We start from the raw sequence: 16,186 nt of genomic DNA on the forward strand, positions 1-16,186 counted from the left end.
CACTGACCATTTTTTCCTTAAGTTTTTGCAGCTTGTGTTCTATTACAAAACCACTGCGGTACTAACGAGCGGCAAAATGGTAGCGAATCTAAACTAAAAAGAATACATTTTTACACTGCTTGAAAGTCTACTCGATTCAATTTTAAAAACAATTATTGAAACAATTATAATATACTTTGTGCGTGGTTAAGATAGCTCTGGAATAGTATAAAGAACTCTGTCATCATTGAAGAGAAATTCATCTGTTGTTTTGTACTCTTTATTAATTTTATAAGAATCATAAACATCGTAATCTGCTTTTGTATGGTAATCACAATATTGAAACTTACCCTCTTTATTAAAAACGCCAAATTGATCAATTAATGTAGCCATTTTCTTACCTTTTCCACTTTTTGTTAATTCAAATACATCAGCTGGGCAGTGGCCTGAAGAATCTTGATTAGTAGTTCCTTTTGCAATAAAAAAAGATGGTTTATCGTTAAGTAACTTGCAGAAATTTGGCTTGTATTCCTTTTTCATACAGTTTAAACTTATATATTGATATTTATCTGGAATATTTGAGTATTGAGAATCTTATTTTTTATGTTCAAAAAACTCATTACCTAAGAAATTACAAAACGTTAATTGATAATCATCATTACTACTGGACTTGACTACTTTAAGATAATGAAAGTCTCTAGGAATTTTTATCTCTTCTTCTGTAACGTGATTATGTATGACCAATTGGTCATCAAGCATGCAGTAACCTATTTTTGGTAAAGTAGCTACGAGCTTACCGTTTAACATGATATCTGCTTGATAGATATTATCTGATAATTCTTTTCCCTTTTGCAAAGTAAAATCCTGCCCTGCCTTAGCTGGTGCACTGCATTGCTCGGTTTTAGTTAAGTTTTTTATTATTGTTGATACCTCACTAATTTCTAATATATCATGTTCATTTTTTGTGTATTGCTACTTATAGCAACTGCCATCTTCACATACTGGAAGACATTTTCCTTCTTCATCTGATATATAGATATAATCACCTTCTATTGTAAAATAAAGTCCACCTTTTTCTTCTTGAATTTTTTGTAGTACTGGGTCATTTTCATCGTTAAAATTGATAAAATTGAGTACTCCAGTTATATCTCTACCAGACAATTTGAGGCCAAAGTTAGGACTATCTTTTATGTTGTAAAGCGAAATCAAGATAGGTTTTGATTCAAGCTTTTCTATAATATTGTTTCTATTTGTACTTATTATAGCTTCTTGTTCTATAATAAGATCCTCTTTATAGAGTTTCCACTTTCATCAGATCTTTCTGCCTGCAGGGGTAAGTTTCCTTCATATAAAGATATTTTATCTCCCTGCTTCTTTAACTTTAAACCATTAATATTCTCTACTTTAATTGTACCAATATGTGAATTGATAACCTTACTATTTTTGTTTAATATATAATATTCAGCAGGAAGTTTAATCAATTTTTTATAGAGCGGGTTTTTATCCTCTATTTTAAATATATGTTTTTCCATGATATTACCTTAAATAACCGACAACTTGCTGATTAATAGCACTGAGGCTACTAGGAGGAGAGACATAACTCATAAAACTCCTTGGCTGCTCATTATTTGCCACTATTTTTTCAGTATTAACGAAAGCTCTTTGCTGCTCATTGTCTTTTAATCTTTTTTCCATATGATCTTTAAAAGTAAACAAACATTTACTAGTTTGTTTGTAATTAGGGAGTGATTTTTTTGCAGTTACACACAAGAACTTCAACAACTCATTATGATTTTCATCATTAAGTAATGACTTATTGATAATGGTTGACTGCAGTTCCACTGGATCAAAATTTAGACTTTTCTTTGAAATGCCACATTTCACAGCTGTTGCTCCCAATACTTCTTCAAATTTTGTTACAACATCTGCTGCATCTATTATTTTTGCCACTTCCTGTATTTCATTTTTACTTTATATTCGTCCTGTCCTACCGCAGGGTAAAAGAAATTTATTACTTGAGATATAAATGAAGTTGGTCTGCTTGCTCCGCTTGTCACTGATGATTTTTTAGTTTCCCTCCTTCTTCTGCGTGCACTACAAACTTGATCTGCAGGATTTATTGTACAAAACATATCTCTTACGCTACTATGCAATGCTTCCGCATTTTCTGCGGATTGAAGTGCTTGATCAGCAGAATCTTCAGCTTCTCCTGTAAGATTCACTGTTTGATTGTGTAGTATTTTAACCTTATCTTCCGTATCTTTAACTTGTTTGGCAAAACCTTCTGAAGCATTTTTAGCTGCCTCTGCTGCTTTTTTAGCATCCAGAGTTTCATTTTTTGCTTTTCTTATCTCACGTAAAAACTGATCAGCTAATGTAGCACCTATTCCATCTTCTCCCTTGGAACCTGGCAATCCATTCGCACCTGGAGCTCCGGTATCTCCTTTTGGACCTTGTGGACCTGGCATACCCTTAAGACCAGATCTACCAACTTGACCTTTAGGTCCTTGCAAACCTATCTCTCCCTTAGGTCCTTGCAACCCATTCGCACCTGGTTCTCCTTTGTCACCTTTAGAACCTATCTCTCCTTTCTCACCCATATCACCTTTTATTCCCATAGCTCCGTCTAATCCTTTAGGACCAATATCTCCCTTTGTTCCATTTATACCTGGCTCACCTTTTATACCTTGAGGTCCTATATCTCCTTTTAATCCGTCCATACCGGGCTCACCCTTGTTACCTGTAAGACCTTGTGTACCATTGAAGGCCCTCAGACCTGGCTCTCCCTTAGGACCTTCTGGACCTTTCAATCCATTTGCACCTGGTTCTCCTTTCTCACCCATATCACCTTTTATTCCCATGGCTCCGTCTAATCCTTTAGGACCAATATCTCCCTTTGTTCCATTTATACCTGGCTCACCTTTTATGCCTTGAGGTCCTATATCTCCCTTTGTTCCATTTATACCTGGCTCACCTTTTATGCCTGGCTCTCCCTTAGGACCTTGTCCACCTGGCAATCCATCTGTTCCGGTATCTCCTTTATCACCTTTAGAACCAGTATCTCCTTTGGGACCTTTTATCTTTCCTGGATTTTGTCTCAACTCTTCTGCTATTCCTTCACGTAAGACTGGATCATTTACCAGCACTTTTTTATCTTGATCATCTTTTGCTTCTAGTACTGCTCTTCCTAATTCACCTACTTTTTGAGTGTCAAAGAACTGATGAACAATATTTTCAACTATTGTTTTTGCTGCATTCACATCGCCTTTTAATTTGGCATACTCAAGCAAATACTCAACTAATTTTTCCTTGTCTATTTCTTGCTTCACGATTTCTAGAGCCTTTGCCTGCTTATTTAAATCACTATGAAGCAGAAGATACTTAGCAAGTGCCCAATCGCTCACCTTACCTTTTATAAGATTGTGAGCTTCTATCTCGCTCATACTGCTTCTATCAACAAGTAGTTTAGCAAGCTTTTCTGCAAATTTTTCATATTTTTGGAAGGCTATAGGATCGGGATTATTTTTCTTTGTGGCATCGCTTGTTATCTTACTCACAGTATCTTTTATAATGTTTTTTGCTTCCTCTAAAGAAAGTTTACTTACTACTCCTTCAGTAAGTTTTGCTACATCAATTTTATTCACAAGTTCCTGCGAATTAAGATTAATTTTACCGGCAATCTGAGTTGCAAGATTTTCACCTTTGATACCATTTGCGTTAAGAACCGCTTCTCCTAGCTCAGCTTTTTTACTGGTAACTCATTCAGTTGCAATTTCTATAGCACTTGAGGCATCTCCCTTCTCACCTTTTGAGCCAGTATTTCCTTTAGGACCTTGTACACCAGTACGTTCTAATCCGTCTATTCTGCGTTTTAAAAGTTCAATTTCTGTTTTTAAATTTATATGTTCTTGAATATTCACATCAACCTCCAAAAAGTTATCAAAATTTTCTAAGTTATAATAATAAGGGTATGGACCTGGTCTATTGTTGTACTCATACCCAAAAGAATTAGGGTTAAAATTATAAAAATTTTTGCATGTGCTATTTTCATACGATATGCAACCAACATAACTATTGCCTAACTTTTTTACTGCGAAATAGGTATCTTGTGCTTTCAAGCTCTCCATTTCATGAAAAGGGAATAACTGGAATTTATTGCTTATACGAATAAATGCTGAAAGGATATCATTCAATATGCCAACTTTTCCGCCAGTTAAATTATATACCTGAGCGCTCCTATATAATTTGTATATATTTCTTGATTCTGTAAACAAATAGTCTCCCATTTTTATTTTGAGTCTTTTATCAGGTGAACTTTTAAGATCTTCCAAAATAAGACTGATATTTTCGCTACTAATTATGTCTTTTGGATCTATTAAAACCTTCCTGTTTTTTAGCAGTTCATAATAAATACTACAGCTTTCACGATTATATGCGTTAACATAGAAACCATTTGTGTAACCATGAGGTATACGATCAATAGTATCTATCATAGTAATAATAAGGTTGATCAGAGGTAGTAATACCAATTCCCGCTATACAAGCAACGAATAGAAAATAATGGAAAAAAGCCATACTGAAGTAAGTAAAATAGCGAGGTTTAGATGGCATTAAGATCAAAATTATTGGATGAAAAAGTGGTGAAATCAGCAAAAGAGATGCTGAAGAGAGTAAGAAATAATGCGTATGTTGCAAAAAAACTAAATGCTGTAATTGCAGCAAAAAAGCACAGTATAACAGCTGTAGCAAAAATATGTTACATTTCGAGAAAGGCAATTACTACATGGATAAAGCACATAAAATTTGGAAGAGAAGAAAAATTATTTGCTCCACCTCAACGCCGTAGAAAAACTATATTGAACCAAAGTCAACTTGAACGAATTGAGTTGTGGATAGAGGAAAACCCCAATATTACTATTAGAGAAATGAGAATAAGAATCCAAGAAAGATTTGGTTTGAATATCAGCAAATCCGCAATACATCGTAATATGCAAAGAATGAAATTCTCATATATCACACCAAGACCAGTTCATAGTGGACAAGATAAAAACAAGCAAGAGGAGTTTTAAAAAAAACCTCAATGAAACTATTGTCATGCATTCTGAAAAAGAGCTATTTTTCTTCGATGAATCACGGTTTGGTACACATTCAAAAGTTGGACATGGGTGGTTTAAAAAAGGCAGTAGGACACAGGTTAAGGTAAAATTAGGTAGGGAAAATTTTTATCTCTATAGTACAGTTAATCCCAGAAATGGAGAGAATTTTAGCTTATTTGCACCAAACGTCAACACTGATTGTATAAATATATTCCTTGAACAGATGTCGCAATATTTAGGAATACGAAAGGCTTTTCTCTTGATGGATTGCGCTAGTTGGCATAAGTCAAAAAATTTAAAGGCACCTAAAAATATCGAAATTATATACCTACCACCATACTCACCTGAACTCAATCCTGTTGAGAGGTTTTGGTTATATATAAAACAGAACATTTTACGCAATAAAATCTACAATACAATTGTTCTGCTTGAATGCGCTTTGTGTAAATTTATTACCTCTCTTTCCCCTTCCACGGTTAAACAACTCTGCTATGCTTCTTATTTGGTTCATTAATAATGAGAATTGGTATAACTAAAGCGAATTTGTAATCATTTCCTACTCTTTCTAGCTTTAATTGTGGCCATTTAGATAAGTCGTTTAGTATACTTACCACGTCATGCTTCAAATCCCAAATGTGAAAACTCAGATTAATATTGGTGTCGATGATAATGTAAGATACACTAGGCAGGCTAAATGTTGTTTTGTTATTTAATCTTATTTGTGCAGGTACCCTAAGACCAATTCTATTATTACAATCGTTTTGTGGAATATCTTCTTTTTCTAGTTTAAAACGCATCTCCACCTCCCTTTGCGATTAGATATAATTAATTTATGGGCATTAATTATTGATTAATAATTATGATAAGTAAATATGATTATGCTTTGTACTAATTTACTTATAAACTAATTTGTGAAAGAAAGTTATTTTTTGACAACTGAGCACAAAAATACTTTATATTATCCAATTTCTTACTACTATAGCTCTTTCATCTGATAGATGATGTCGTTTCAGTTCTTCCATAATCTCGCTGGAAACGTTTTCAGTGTAGGAATAAATTCTATTAATCTATAGAAACACCCTTATCCTCAGGATAAAGAAGCTAGTTAAATTTGTCAAGCAATTTTTTCATGACCAGCTAGATAAATAGCTACTTCTTCAATTTGATTGAGGTAAAAAATTGATTGCCGTTGCGGTAAATAAGCAACATTACTGAATCTTTACCGTCTTTCTTTACTGCTGAATCAATTTGTTTTTGAAAATCATTAGTATTTTCAATATCGATTCCATCTAGTTGAATAATTATATCACCTTTCTTAATAACACGTAGTGTAGAATTACTACTACTATCTACACTAGTAACTACTACACCCTTTGTGGGTGCATTTTTTTTTAGTTCTTTTGGCAAATTTGAAACGGTTAAACCACTTATATAACTAGATGTTGATTTATTTTCTTCTTGATTATTACCTGAATCATCATTTGTAGATTCCTCGATTGCAACCTTGATATTGACTTCTTTACCTTTTCTAAGTAACTTAACCTGTACTTTCTTTCCGGGCTCAGTTCGTGAAACCATATGAGGTAATTGCGTCATTCTATCAATTTTTTTGCCGTCAAACTCTAATAGTATATCACCTACTTTGATTCCTCCTTTCTCTGCAGGACTGCCCTTTACTACGCTTGCAACTAATGCACCTTTGATATCTTTTAAACCCAAGGATTCAGCAAATTCTTTTGTTATAGGCTGAACTTGCACGCCAAGCCAACCATGTTTTATTTTTTTACCACTTTTTAATGTGTCAATAATTGAAATAGCTAGATTAGATGGTATAGCAAAGCCTATACCCACGTTACCGCCAGACTCAGATGGGGAATAAATAGCAGTATTAATACCTATAACTTTTCCATTTAGATGAAATAGTGGTCCCCCTGAGTTACCTCTATTAATTGCAGCATCAGTTTGAATAAATTCATTCATGGTACCAATACTAATGTCTCTAGATCTTGCAGACACAATTCCTGTACTTACAGAGCCACCCAAACCAAAAGGGTTGCCTATTGCAATAACTGTATCACCAACTCTTGCTTTATCAGAATTACCAAATTCAACAAAAGGAAGATCTTTATCAGAATTAATCTTAAGCACAGCAAGATCAGTTTTTGCATCATAGCCTAAAACTTCTGCTTTGAAATAAGTATTATCGTTCATAGTAACTGTAATATCTTGGGCATTTTTAATAACGTGATAGTTGGTTACTATGGTTCCACTTTTATCTATAATAAATCCAGACCCAAGTAACGTCACTTCTCTATTAATGCTAGGAGCTCTATCGAAAAATTGATCAAAATGCTCGAAAAATTCTCTAAAGTCATCAAAGAAATTATTTCTTGGCGTAAAGGGAATTTTAGTTCTACTGTTATTTTCTTGCTTAACTATTTGCTCACTTGAAATATTTACAACTGCGGGAATAAGTTCTTCCACTATATCAGCAAGCCCTTTATTACAACTACATACAGGATCTGCAACTGTTTTTGCAAACAGATTAGCATATGAAGCAAATGAAATTAAAAAATATGCAAATATAGATAAAATAAATGCTTTACTTTTCATAAACTATTTCCATCCCTTGTTCAGAATATCTAAGAAATTATTATTTGGTGAAAGCACAAATTTAGTATTACCCTCAGCAAATGATTTACTGTAAGCTTTCATAGAGCGATAAAAGTTAAAAAACTCTTCATCAACCTTGAATGCCTCATTATAGATTCTAGTTGCTTCAGCATAACCACGGCCTCTTATTTCATGTGATTCTTTTACTGCACTAGAGACAATTCCCCTTTTTAATTTATCAGCTTTTGATCTAATTTCTTGTCCAGCTTGTTCTCCTTCTGCTCTAATTTCTTTTGCTTCCTTTTCTCTTTCAGTTTGCATGCGGCGGAATATTGCAGAACTATTTTCTTCTGGTAGATCTGCTCTCTTAATTCTTACATCTATTATCTCTATGCCAAATTTTCCAGCTTCAGAATAAACTCCACGTTGAATTAATTGCATAACTTCTGATCTCTTTTCATTCAATAAACTAATTAATGAAAATCTTCCTATATTCTCCCTTATGTGAGCTTCTATGACAGGATATAATCTTCTAACTAGCCCTGATTCATTTTTCACAGTCTGATAAAAAGTGATAGGATCTATTATTTTATATTTTGCATAAGCATCTACTATAATACGCTTTTGATCTGCAGTTATCACTTCCCTTGGAGTTTTATCAGGACTTAGATCTAAAATTCTCTTATCAAGAAATTCTACGTTATTTATAAATGGCAATTTAAAATATAAACCACTGTCCCTAACATCTTTTACGACTTTACCGAGTTGTATAACTATTGCTTGTTTTGTTTCTTGAACAACAAAGATTGAATTAGATAATGCAATCAATAATGCAACAAATACAAAAGCAAAAACAATTTTAATATTACTACTCATGACTATTTTCCTAGATTTGTAAGAGGTAAATAAGAGAACATACCTTTCAGATCGTCTGTTATAACAAATTTATCTACCTTGCTAAAAATATTTTCCATAGTTTCAAGATAAATACGATTCTTAACAAGAGAAGGATTTTGTCTATATTCTTCATGAAGAGATAAAAAGCGATTTGCATTACCTTTTGCTTCATTTATTATTTCATTCTCGTATGCTTCTGCATCTAATTTTATCTTTATTGCTTCACCTTTTGCACGAGGTATAATATCATTACTGTAAGCGTATGCTTCGTTTATGGTACGCTCCTTATCTGCGCGAGCACTTTGTACATCCCTAAATGAGCTAATCACCTTTTCTGGTGGATCAATTTTTTTCATTTGAACGGATAAAATCTCTATACCCATTTGATATCCATCAAGAATCTGTTGCAATAAAATTCTAGTATCTCTGGAAATTTCAGCCCTGCCTTGACCTTCGAGTGCAAAAGAGATCGTATTCTTACCTATTATTTCTCTCATAGCACTTTCAGCAGCATTTTTAACGCTAAAACCAGGTTTATAATCCCGCACTTTGAATAAATAATCTTTAGCATCCTTGACTCTCCATTGGACCTCAAAGTTAACGTTGACTATGTTCTCATCTCCGGTAAGCATCACTCCTTCACCACGATCTGTATCTCGCCCATAAGAGCTGCTTATCCCAATTTCTTCACGATTTATTTCTTTAACGTTCACTTTAAAAACCTTGCCAATAGGGTAGGGGAAGTGATAACGCAAACCAGATGTTTCTGTATTGGAATATTTGCCAAAAGTAAGTTCTATACCTTCCTCACTCGGATGGACAATATAGAAACCAGTACAAAGATAAAACAACAAAACAATAAAAATGATGAAATAAGGTTTTTTCCCTCTATTTCTGGTTAAGCCATTAAAAAAGCATCTTATATCAGACACAGCTTTACTTAAAATATCTTCATTACCTGGACCTGACGGTTTCTTTCCAAGATTCCAAGGGTTACGCTCATCCATAAAAATTATTAATTGTATAACTAATACCCTGATATTACTTAATCTTATCAAAAAATGCAAAACTATTTTGTTTACAAATTAATGATCAGAGTGAAGGATGTGATCATACACTTCCTTTTTTTCTATATGTTATGGTCAATTCTACAGAATTTCTAGCTTTTTTTGAATTCTTTATTGTCGTTTTTGATAAGTATCTTTAGTTGTATATTAATTATTAACATAAAAGACAATACCTGGGATTTAGGAAACTTAATTTTAATCAAGTAGCTGCATAATAAATCATTGTCAAGTGATGGAATGACATTATCTACTATGCAAATTACCTGCAAATTGCAATGTTCGAACAATTGTGTATCTGAGTTTTGAGATGACGAAACTAGGGTTGTATAATCTATACATATTTGTGATAACTTCTCACCTTCGCTCAAATAACTTTTCAATATCGCTTAATTTCATTTCTATATAGGTTGGTCTTCCGTGATTACATTGTCCAGAATAAGGTGTCTTTTCCATTTGCCTCAATAATTCATTCATCTCCTCCAATTTCATCTTTCTGCCTGCTCTTATTGATCCATAACAAGCAATTGTGGCTAGTATTTTATTCACCTTATCCTCTATAGGTAATGTATCTTCTATTTCTGTTAGTCTATCCGCTATATCAATGAGCATTCTCTTTGTGTCTACTGCTCCTAAGATTGCAGGAACTTCTCTTACTATGATCTTATTTTCTGATTTAATTTCAATCTCAAAACCCATCTCAAAAAGTTTATCTTTATAAGTTTTAATCATCTCCATTCCAGCTTGATTTTTGATTTCAACCATTTCAGGCAAAAGAAGTTTTTGTCTTTTTATACTTGATTTCTCCTTTAAGCACTCGTATACTAGTCTTTCATGGGCTGCATGCTGATCTACTATAATTAGTTTGTCTCTTACCTCAGCAATAATATAAGTATTGTAGATTTGACAGTGTGCAAACCCAGGTGGATAGTCCCTTATTAGATCGGTTTGTTCCCTTTCCAAAATTGTAGTTTCTGCTCGTGGAGGAGATTTTTGCATACCAGTATAATCAAACGATTTTGAATGTTCTGATAAGCTTTTTGTCTCTATATTTGGAGAGGTAAATTCTCTCATTAACTGGTTTTCGAAAGGATCCGACCTTCTTCCATAAAATTCATTTTTAAGACTAGACCTACTAAAAGGATCTGACGATAGATGATTCGTTGTTGTTCCAGTCTGGGCCAATACAGTTTCTGCAAGATCTATTCTCTTTGATAGCACTTTTATTAGCCCTCTTCTCACTATTTCATATATTAGCCTCTTGTTCTGAAACCTTACCTCTGATTTATTTGGATGAACATTTACATCAACTTGATCATACGGTATCTCTAAGTGCAGTGCTGCAAAAGGATATCTATTGTTTGGAATAAGGTCGTGATACGCATAACGAATTGCACCAATAAGTAGATTATCTTTAATTGGTCTACCATTAACAAATGTATAGATCTGAGTTGAATTGCTACGATTGACAGTAGGTTTACAGATGTATCCCGTAAGTCTAATACCATCTTCTTCTTCACTAATTTGCAAAGAATTTTCATGAAATTCTTCTTCTACTTCGCATAGCCTGCTAAATAATGAGGTCTGCTTATACCAATTCTCATTATTAATGAACCAAATAAGAAGCATAGCAGAGTTGTTTAACCGTGGAAGGGGAAAGAGAGGTAATAAATTTACACAAAGCGCATTCAAGCAGAACAATTGTATCGTAGATTTTATTGCGTAAAATGTTCTGTTTTATATATAACCAAAACCTCTCAACAGGATTGAGTTCAGGTGAGTATGGTGGTAGGTATATAATTTCGATATTTTTAGGTGCCTTTAAATTTTTTGACTTATGCCAACTAGCGCAATCCATCAAGAGAAAAGCCTTTCGTATTCCTAAATATTGCGACATCTGTTCAAGGAATATATTTATACAATCAGTGTTGACGTTTGGTGCAAATAAGCTAAAATTCTCTCCATTTCTGGGATTAACTGCACTATAGAGATAAAAATTTTCCCTACCTAATTTTACCTTAACCTGTGTCCTACTGCCTTTTTTAAAACGCTAATTCTGGATTAAAAAGAGAATAGAAAAGTCAGGAGAGTAGGGTAAACTCAACAAATAGAAAAAAATAGATGAGGTTACCCATGGAAGATATAACAAAACTGTTTTGTCTGGTCGATGATTTTTGCAGAGATATAGAGAAAAATTTTGCAGATAAACTACTGCCAAACGGTAAAAACCCACAAGAGTGCCAGAAATTACACATTCGGAAATTATCACAATAATCCTCCTGTATCAGCAATCTCCCTGTGAAAATTTTAAGGCTTTCTACCTGCATTACCTAACATTGCTCTACAAATCAGAGTTTTCGAAGTTGCCTTCATACACTAGGTTTGTTGCTCTAAAGCCCAGGGTTTTGTGGCATTTAGCCATGCTATTACAGTGCCTTTGCGGATGGTCAGAACTTACTGGAATCTCATACATAGATACAACTCCTATTGCAGTTTGCCATGCAAAAAGAATATCAAGAAATAAGGTTTTTGCTGCAATTACAGCATTTAGTTTTTTTGCAACATACGCATTATTTCTTACTCTCTTCAGCATCTCTTTTGCTGATTTCACCACTTTTTCATCCAATAATTTTGATCTTAATGCCATCTAAACCTCGCTATTTTACTTACTTCAGTATGGCTTTTTTTCCATTAATTTTCTATTCGTTGCTTGTATAGCGGGAATTGGTATTAGCATACTTAAGAAGCTTCTTATTATCGGAGATAAGAGTAAACTCAATTCCATAATTGATCATTGCTAAGTTGTTTACAATATCAACAATGCTTTGTGTTTCTGCCCTTTCGGTTTTGAGAAATTTTAGTCTATTTGGTGTGGCAAAAAATAAATCTCGTACTTCAATATATGTTCCTATCGATAAAGGATAAGGAACAAGCTCTCCTATTTTTTCTCCCCCCCTCATACCTTATAGATCATGCTTGATCTGCTTTGCTTGCCTTAGATGATAATTTTATTCTGCTTACTGCTGCAATTGAAGGCAAAGCTTCTCCTCTAAAGCCAAGATGCTTGATCTCTATCAATTCACTGTCACTCAATTTTGAAGTAGCATGGCGCATAAATGCAAGTTCTAAATCATCCTTTTTTACTCCGCTACCATCATCGATTACAGTAATGAGGTTACGCCCACCACTTTCTATCTTAATTTCTATCTCTGAGCTTCTCGCATCTATTGCATTTTCCACTAATTCCTTTACCACACTTGCAGGCCTTTCTATTATCTCTCCTGCTGCTATACGATTTATGGTTTTTGTATCTAAAAGAACTATTGCCATTATAATGTTGGTTTTTCTTTTACTGCTTGAGTTTGCTCCTCTCTCCATTTTTTTAATCTATCTGCGATTTCACTATTAGAAATCGACAATATAGATGCAGCAGTAATAGCGGCATTGCATGCTCCACTTTCTCCTATAGACATTGTTGCAACTGGAACACCTTTTGGCATCTGCACTATAGACAATAGACTATCCAGCCCATTTAATTGTTTGCTATGCACAGGAATACCGATAACAGGTAAATAAGTAAGCGATGCAGTCATGCCAGGTAAATGAGCCGCTCCTCCTGCACCAGCTATAATAACCTTAAAGCCTTTTTCTTGAGCAGACTTAGTAAAATTAAAGAGTCTTTCTGGTGTTCTGTGTGCGGATATTATAAATACATCATGTGAAATTTCCAATTCTTTTAATAGGTTAATAGCATGCATCATAGTGCCATAATCTGACTCGCTTCCCATAATTACAGCAACATCCTTTTTCATTTTTTCTGTATTAGACATGATTTTATTTACTAACCAAATAGTATTTCAGAAGCAACAGATATTTAAATTAAGTTACGAATATGATATAGCATTCTCATTAAATAGAAACTTTAAAAATTGAAATGAATCCCTACATTAAAATATAGAGGTATTAATTTCGGATATTAAGGGTCTATTCATAATCTTTTTAGAAGCAAAGCGGTGGAAGCAAGAAGACGATTTGTAAGCTAGTATTGAATTTTGCTTATCACAATTGTCTACACTTTTCTATAAGAGTATTAGAGACTTGCCTTTTGACAATACGGCAAAGATCTCTACAGTTAAATCCTTTTATTTGTTTCTTTGCAACTACTTTTTATATATGTTTCAAATTTATATATGTTTCAAAACACTTTCTTTACTTCCGCTGTGTTTTTTACTTCATTTATTAAAATAATCTTGCCATTTTGAAAACATTGTTGATTCACTGAAGCCACTTTTTAGGACCTGTAACACTATGTAAAATACATCCTAAATCTTCTTGATTTTGTTTTTTTCTACAGAACTCTACTCAGTTTTTCTCCTACTCATCTTGCTCTGTTTTCATAATTTATAGCATTTCTCATAATAGTCCGAACAGGTCATAGGAAGGCAGAATCAACAGCACGACGAAAGGATTCGAATAGAGGAATGTTTTTCCTGGCTCTGTTTTTTATAGCAAACCAATAATGCTCAATTTTGTTGAAATCTGGAGAATATGGAGGCAGATACAAAATTTCTGCACCAACTCCTTTAGCAAACTCGATAATCTTATCAGACTTATGAAAAGTAGCATTGTCAAGAATGACAGTTTGTCCAGGTTCCAAGATTGGTGTCAAAAATTGCTCAAACCATCCATTAAAAACATCCATATTACAGTGGCCTTCAAAGGTTAATGGAGCAACTATCTTTCTTCTACTTAAGGCTGCAACCATACTGATTCGTTGAGTTTTCTTTCCAGATTTTAGGGCATAAAACCGCTGTCCTTTCTGGCAATACCCATAGGTTCAGTGTTATCAATGCCAGACTCATCTATATACACTAAGTTTTTAGGTTCTTTTGTCGCTATAACCCTTGCAAATTGAGCTCGCTTTTCCTCATTTCTTTCTTTATACCCGTAGGTCTTTTTTTTCTTGTGAATCCTATATTTTTAAGTGCTCGATGAATCGTTTGTCTACTAATATTGCCCCAAAGCTTAGCCATCTCTGACTGAGTTTTACCACCTTGCTCATTTGCAAATTCAGTAAATGCATTCCAGTCGGTAATTTTATGGTTATAGCCCACGCTTCCAGGCTTTTTTGATTGAAAATCTCCCGTTTTCTCACATCTTTTCTTCCACTCATATAAAGTTGTTTTTCCAATCTTAAATCTCTTGGCAACAGTTTCTCCACTCTCTCCTTCATCCAATGCTTCCATTACCTTTTTCCTTAAGTCATAACTATATGCTGCTGGCATGCTTACCATCACTACTAGAAACGCTAATTCTGGATTAAGGAAGGAAGAAAGTATAGGAAATGGAAGGCTTTTTGGATTTCAAGGAATAGGAAATAAGAGTAGAAAAGATGTGAACCAAGAAATTAACGGGAGATCTATGGCGAGTATGTTCAATTTCAAGTCTATTTTTGAGGTAGCCAAAAATCGTCTCAATGATCGACCTTTTTCTCAGCAAAATCTTTTCATGTAGTGAAATTAATGCGTTTTTCATCCCCTTTTTCACCTTGGTAACAAGTTTCAAACCGCGGTTAAACAACTCTTGGAAAAGCTCTTTTTTAATATAGCCTTTATCACCAAACAAAAGACCGGTTAATTTCTTAGTTAGGTTTGCTACAGGCTCTCTATCGTCAACATTACCTCTTGTAAGCGTAAAAGCTTGAATTTCACCTTTCTCGTTAATTATCAAATGTAGTTTAAAGCCGAAAAACCAGCCATATGTACTCTTGCTTAATTTTGCAATTCCAGCAAAAACCTTATTTCTTGATATTCTTTTTGCATGGCAAACTGCAATAGGAGTTGTATCTATGTATGAGATTCCAGTAAGTTCTGACCATCCGCAAAGGCACTGTAATAGCATGGCTAAATGCCACAAAACCCTGGGCTTTAGAGCAACAAACCTAGTGTATGAAGGCAACTTCGAAAACTCTGATTTGTAGAGCAATGTTAGGTAATGCAGGTAGAAAGCCTTAAAATTTTCACAGGGAGATTGCTGATACAGGAGGATTATTGTGATAATTTCCGAATGTGTAATTTCTGGCACTCTTGTGGGTTTTTACCGTTTGGCAGTAGTTTATCTGCAAAATTTTTCTCTATATCTCTGCAAAAATCATCGACCAGACAAAACAGTTTTGTTATATCTTCCATGGGTAACCTCATCTATTTTTTTCTATTTGTTGAGTTTACCCTACTCTCCTGACTTTTCTATTCTCTTTTTAATCCAGAATTAGCGTTATAAATCCATATCTTACCTTTTTTGGACTATTATGAGAAGTGCTATACATACTCTATCTCCGGTTTATTCCTTTCTTGAGATCATGTACAGTCTCTAAAACGAGTTTATAAAATGATTATTTCTGTATTTTAAACTTTGCAATTTCAACTTATTCTCTTTGATAGTAAGTTTTTTATAAAATAATAGTTTGAAATTACTAGTATTTTGATAAAAATTATGGTCAATTTAAAATTTTGAGTATCAGATAGTTATTGACAAGTT

13 protein-coding genes and 7 pseudogenes are annotated in these 16,186 nt (G+C 33.8%); 2 read left to right on the top strand and 18 right to left on the bottom strand.

Annotation, left to right across the window (positions count from 1 at the left end; all coding sequences use genetic code 11):
- Positions 1-186: 186 nt before the first annotated feature.
- The 7 genes from O1Q06_RS07935 to O1Q06_RS07965 form a co-directional block, all read right to left on the bottom strand.
- Positions 187-519: a hypothetical protein gene (locus O1Q06_RS07935; RefSeq protein ID WP_410542606.1), complete on the bottom strand. Its 333-nt coding sequence runs from the start codon at positions 517-519 to the stop codon at positions 187-189.
- Between the two features lie 54 nt (positions 520-573).
- Entirely contained in the window at positions 574-834 is a 261-nt protein-coding gene (locus tag O1Q06_RS07940; RefSeq protein WP_410542607.1) for a hypothetical protein, read from the bottom strand.
- Between the two features lie 117 nt (positions 835-951).
- Entirely contained in the window at positions 952-1,140 is a 189-nt protein-coding gene (locus tag O1Q06_RS07945; RefSeq protein ID WP_410542608.1) for a hypothetical protein, read from the bottom strand.
- 113 nt (positions 1,141-1,253) lie between these two features.
- Positions 1,254-1,511, bottom strand: a complete 258-nt coding sequence (locus O1Q06_RS07950; RefSeq protein ID WP_410542609.1) for a hypothetical protein — start codon at positions 1,509-1,511, stop codon at positions 1,254-1,256.
- 4 nt (positions 1,512-1,515) lie between these two features.
- Complete coding sequence (locus O1Q06_RS07955) at positions 1,516-1,929, bottom strand: hypothetical protein (protein ID WP_410542610.1); 414 nt, start codon at positions 1,927-1,929, stop codon at positions 1,516-1,518.
- A complete protein-coding gene (locus O1Q06_RS07960; RefSeq protein WP_410542611.1) occupies positions 1,917-3,623 on the bottom strand; it encodes a hypothetical protein in 1,707 nt (568 codons plus the stop codon). Before O1Q06_RS07960 ends, O1Q06_RS07955 begins: the two co-directional genes overlap by 13 nt.
- Positions 3,624-3,737: 114 nt before the next feature.
- A complete protein-coding gene (locus O1Q06_RS07965) occupies positions 3,738-4,472 on the bottom strand; it encodes a hypothetical protein (RefSeq protein ID WP_410542612.1) in 735 nt (244 codons plus the stop codon).
- Between the two features lie 111 nt (positions 4,473-4,583).
- On the opposite strand from O1Q06_RS07965, the gene O1Q06_RS07970 reads away from it, so the two are divergent.
- Positions 4,584-5,589 (top strand): IS630 family transposase gene (locus O1Q06_RS07970; RefSeq protein WP_410542613.1). Its coding sequence is split into 2 segments (ribosomal slippage): positions 4,584-5,042 and positions 5,044-5,589, totalling 1,005 coding nucleotides; the frame shifts between segments, so codons are not numbered across the junction.
- Here the strand turns inward: O1Q06_RS07970 and O1Q06_RS07975 are convergent.
- From O1Q06_RS07975 to O1Q06_RS08000, 6 genes and pseudogenes are all read right to left on the bottom strand, one after another.
- On the bottom strand, positions 5,552-5,872 hold the full coding sequence (locus O1Q06_RS07975; RefSeq protein WP_410542614.1) for a hypothetical protein: 321 nt from the start codon (positions 5,870-5,872) through the stop codon (positions 5,552-5,554). The two genes, O1Q06_RS07970 and O1Q06_RS07975, sit on opposite strands and share 38 nt — an antisense overlap.
- A 352-nt stretch (positions 5,873-6,224) precedes the next feature.
- Positions 6,225-7,688: a DegQ family serine endoprotease gene (locus O1Q06_RS07980; protein WP_410542615.1), complete on the bottom strand. Its 1,464-nt coding sequence runs from the start codon at positions 7,686-7,688 to the stop codon at positions 6,225-6,227.
- 3 nt (positions 7,689-7,691) lie between these two features.
- Entirely contained in the window at positions 7,692-8,564 is an 873-nt protein-coding gene (gene hflC, locus O1Q06_RS07985) for a protease modulator HflC (protein WP_007302430.1), read from the bottom strand.
- A gap of 2 nt (positions 8,565-8,566) precedes the next feature.
- Positions 8,567-9,592: an FtsH protease activity modulator HflK gene (hflK, locus tag O1Q06_RS07990; RefSeq protein WP_410542616.1), complete on the bottom strand. Its 1,026-nt coding sequence runs from the start codon at positions 9,590-9,592 to the stop codon at positions 8,567-8,569.
- Positions 9,593-10,006: 414 nt separating this feature from the next.
- Positions 10,007-11,239, bottom strand: a pseudogene (gene mutL, locus O1Q06_RS07995) (DNA mismatch repair endonuclease MutL); the annotation flags it as partial.
- A 16-nt stretch (positions 11,240-11,255) separates the two neighbouring features.
- Positions 11,256-11,696, bottom strand: a pseudogene (locus O1Q06_RS08000) (IS630 family transposase); the annotation flags it as partial.
- Between the two features lie 86 nt (positions 11,697-11,782).
- On the opposite strand from O1Q06_RS08000, the pseudogene O1Q06_RS08005 reads away from it, so the two are divergent.
- Positions 11,783-12,184, top strand: a pseudogene (locus O1Q06_RS08005) (transposase); the annotation flags it as partial.
- On the opposite strand, the pseudogene O1Q06_RS08010 reads toward O1Q06_RS08005, so the two are convergent.
- The 5 genes and pseudogenes from O1Q06_RS08010 to O1Q06_RS08030 all read right to left on the bottom strand — a co-directional run.
- Positions 12,177-12,296: pseudogene (locus tag O1Q06_RS08010) on the bottom strand (IS630 family transposase); the annotation flags it as partial. The pseudogenes O1Q06_RS08005 and O1Q06_RS08010 sit on opposite strands and share 8 nt — an antisense overlap.
- Positions 12,297-12,363: 67 nt before the next feature.
- A pseudogene (mutL, locus tag O1Q06_RS08015) lies at positions 12,364-12,979 on the bottom strand (DNA mismatch repair endonuclease MutL); the annotation flags it as partial.
- Positions 12,979-13,479, bottom strand: coding sequence for a 5-(carboxyamino)imidazole ribonucleotide mutase (gene purE / locus O1Q06_RS08020; RefSeq protein WP_410542617.1), 501 nt, complete (start codon positions 13,477-13,479; stop codon positions 12,979-12,981). The pseudogene mutL (O1Q06_RS08015) and the gene purE, both read right to left, overlap by 1 nt.
- A gap of 602 nt (positions 13,480-14,081) precedes the next feature.
- Positions 14,082-14,934: pseudogene (locus tag O1Q06_RS08025) on the bottom strand (IS630 family transposase).
- A gap of 34 nt (positions 14,935-14,968) precedes the next feature.
- Positions 14,969-15,837, bottom strand: a pseudogene (locus O1Q06_RS08030) (IS982 family transposase).
- Positions 15,838-16,186: the final 349 nt, after the last annotated feature.

This window comes from Wolbachia endosymbiont of Tetranychus urticae, assembly GCF_046529255.1.
Classification (GTDB): Bacteria; Pseudomonadota; Alphaproteobacteria; order Rickettsiales; family Anaplasmataceae; genus Wolbachia.

What these genes read in the sequence shown, in the direction of transcription:
- O1Q06_RS07935 (WP_410542606.1), bottom strand. Translation starts at nt 519, where the DNA reads ATGAAAAAGGAATACAAGCCAAATTTCTGCAAGTTACTTAACGATAAA.
- O1Q06_RS07975 (WP_410542614.1), bottom strand. Translation starts at nt 5,872, where the DNA reads ATGCGTTTTAAACTAGAAAAAGAAGATATTCCACAAAACGATTGTAAT.
- purE (WP_410542617.1), bottom strand. Translation starts at nt 13,479, where the DNA reads ATGTCTAATACAGAAAAAATGAAAAAGGATGTTGCTGTAATTATGGGA.
- O1Q06_RS07980 (WP_410542615.1), bottom strand. Translation starts at nt 7,688, where the DNA reads ATGAAAAGTAAAGCATTTATTTTATCTATATTTGCATATTTTTTAATT.
- hflK (WP_410542616.1), bottom strand. Translation starts at nt 9,592, where the DNA reads ATGGATGAGCGTAACCCTTGGAATCTTGGAAAGAAACCGTCAGGTCCA.
- O1Q06_RS07965 (WP_410542612.1), bottom strand. Translation starts at nt 4,472, where the DNA reads ATGATAGATACTATTGATCGTATACCTCATGGTTACACAAATGGTTTC.
- hflC (WP_007302430.1), bottom strand. Translation starts at nt 8,564, where the DNA reads ATGAGTAGTAATATTAAAATTGTTTTTGCTTTTGTATTTGTTGCATTA.
- O1Q06_RS07950 (WP_410542609.1), bottom strand. Translation starts at nt 1,511, where the DNA reads ATGGAAAAACATATATTTAAAATAGAGGATAAAAACCCGCTCTATAAA.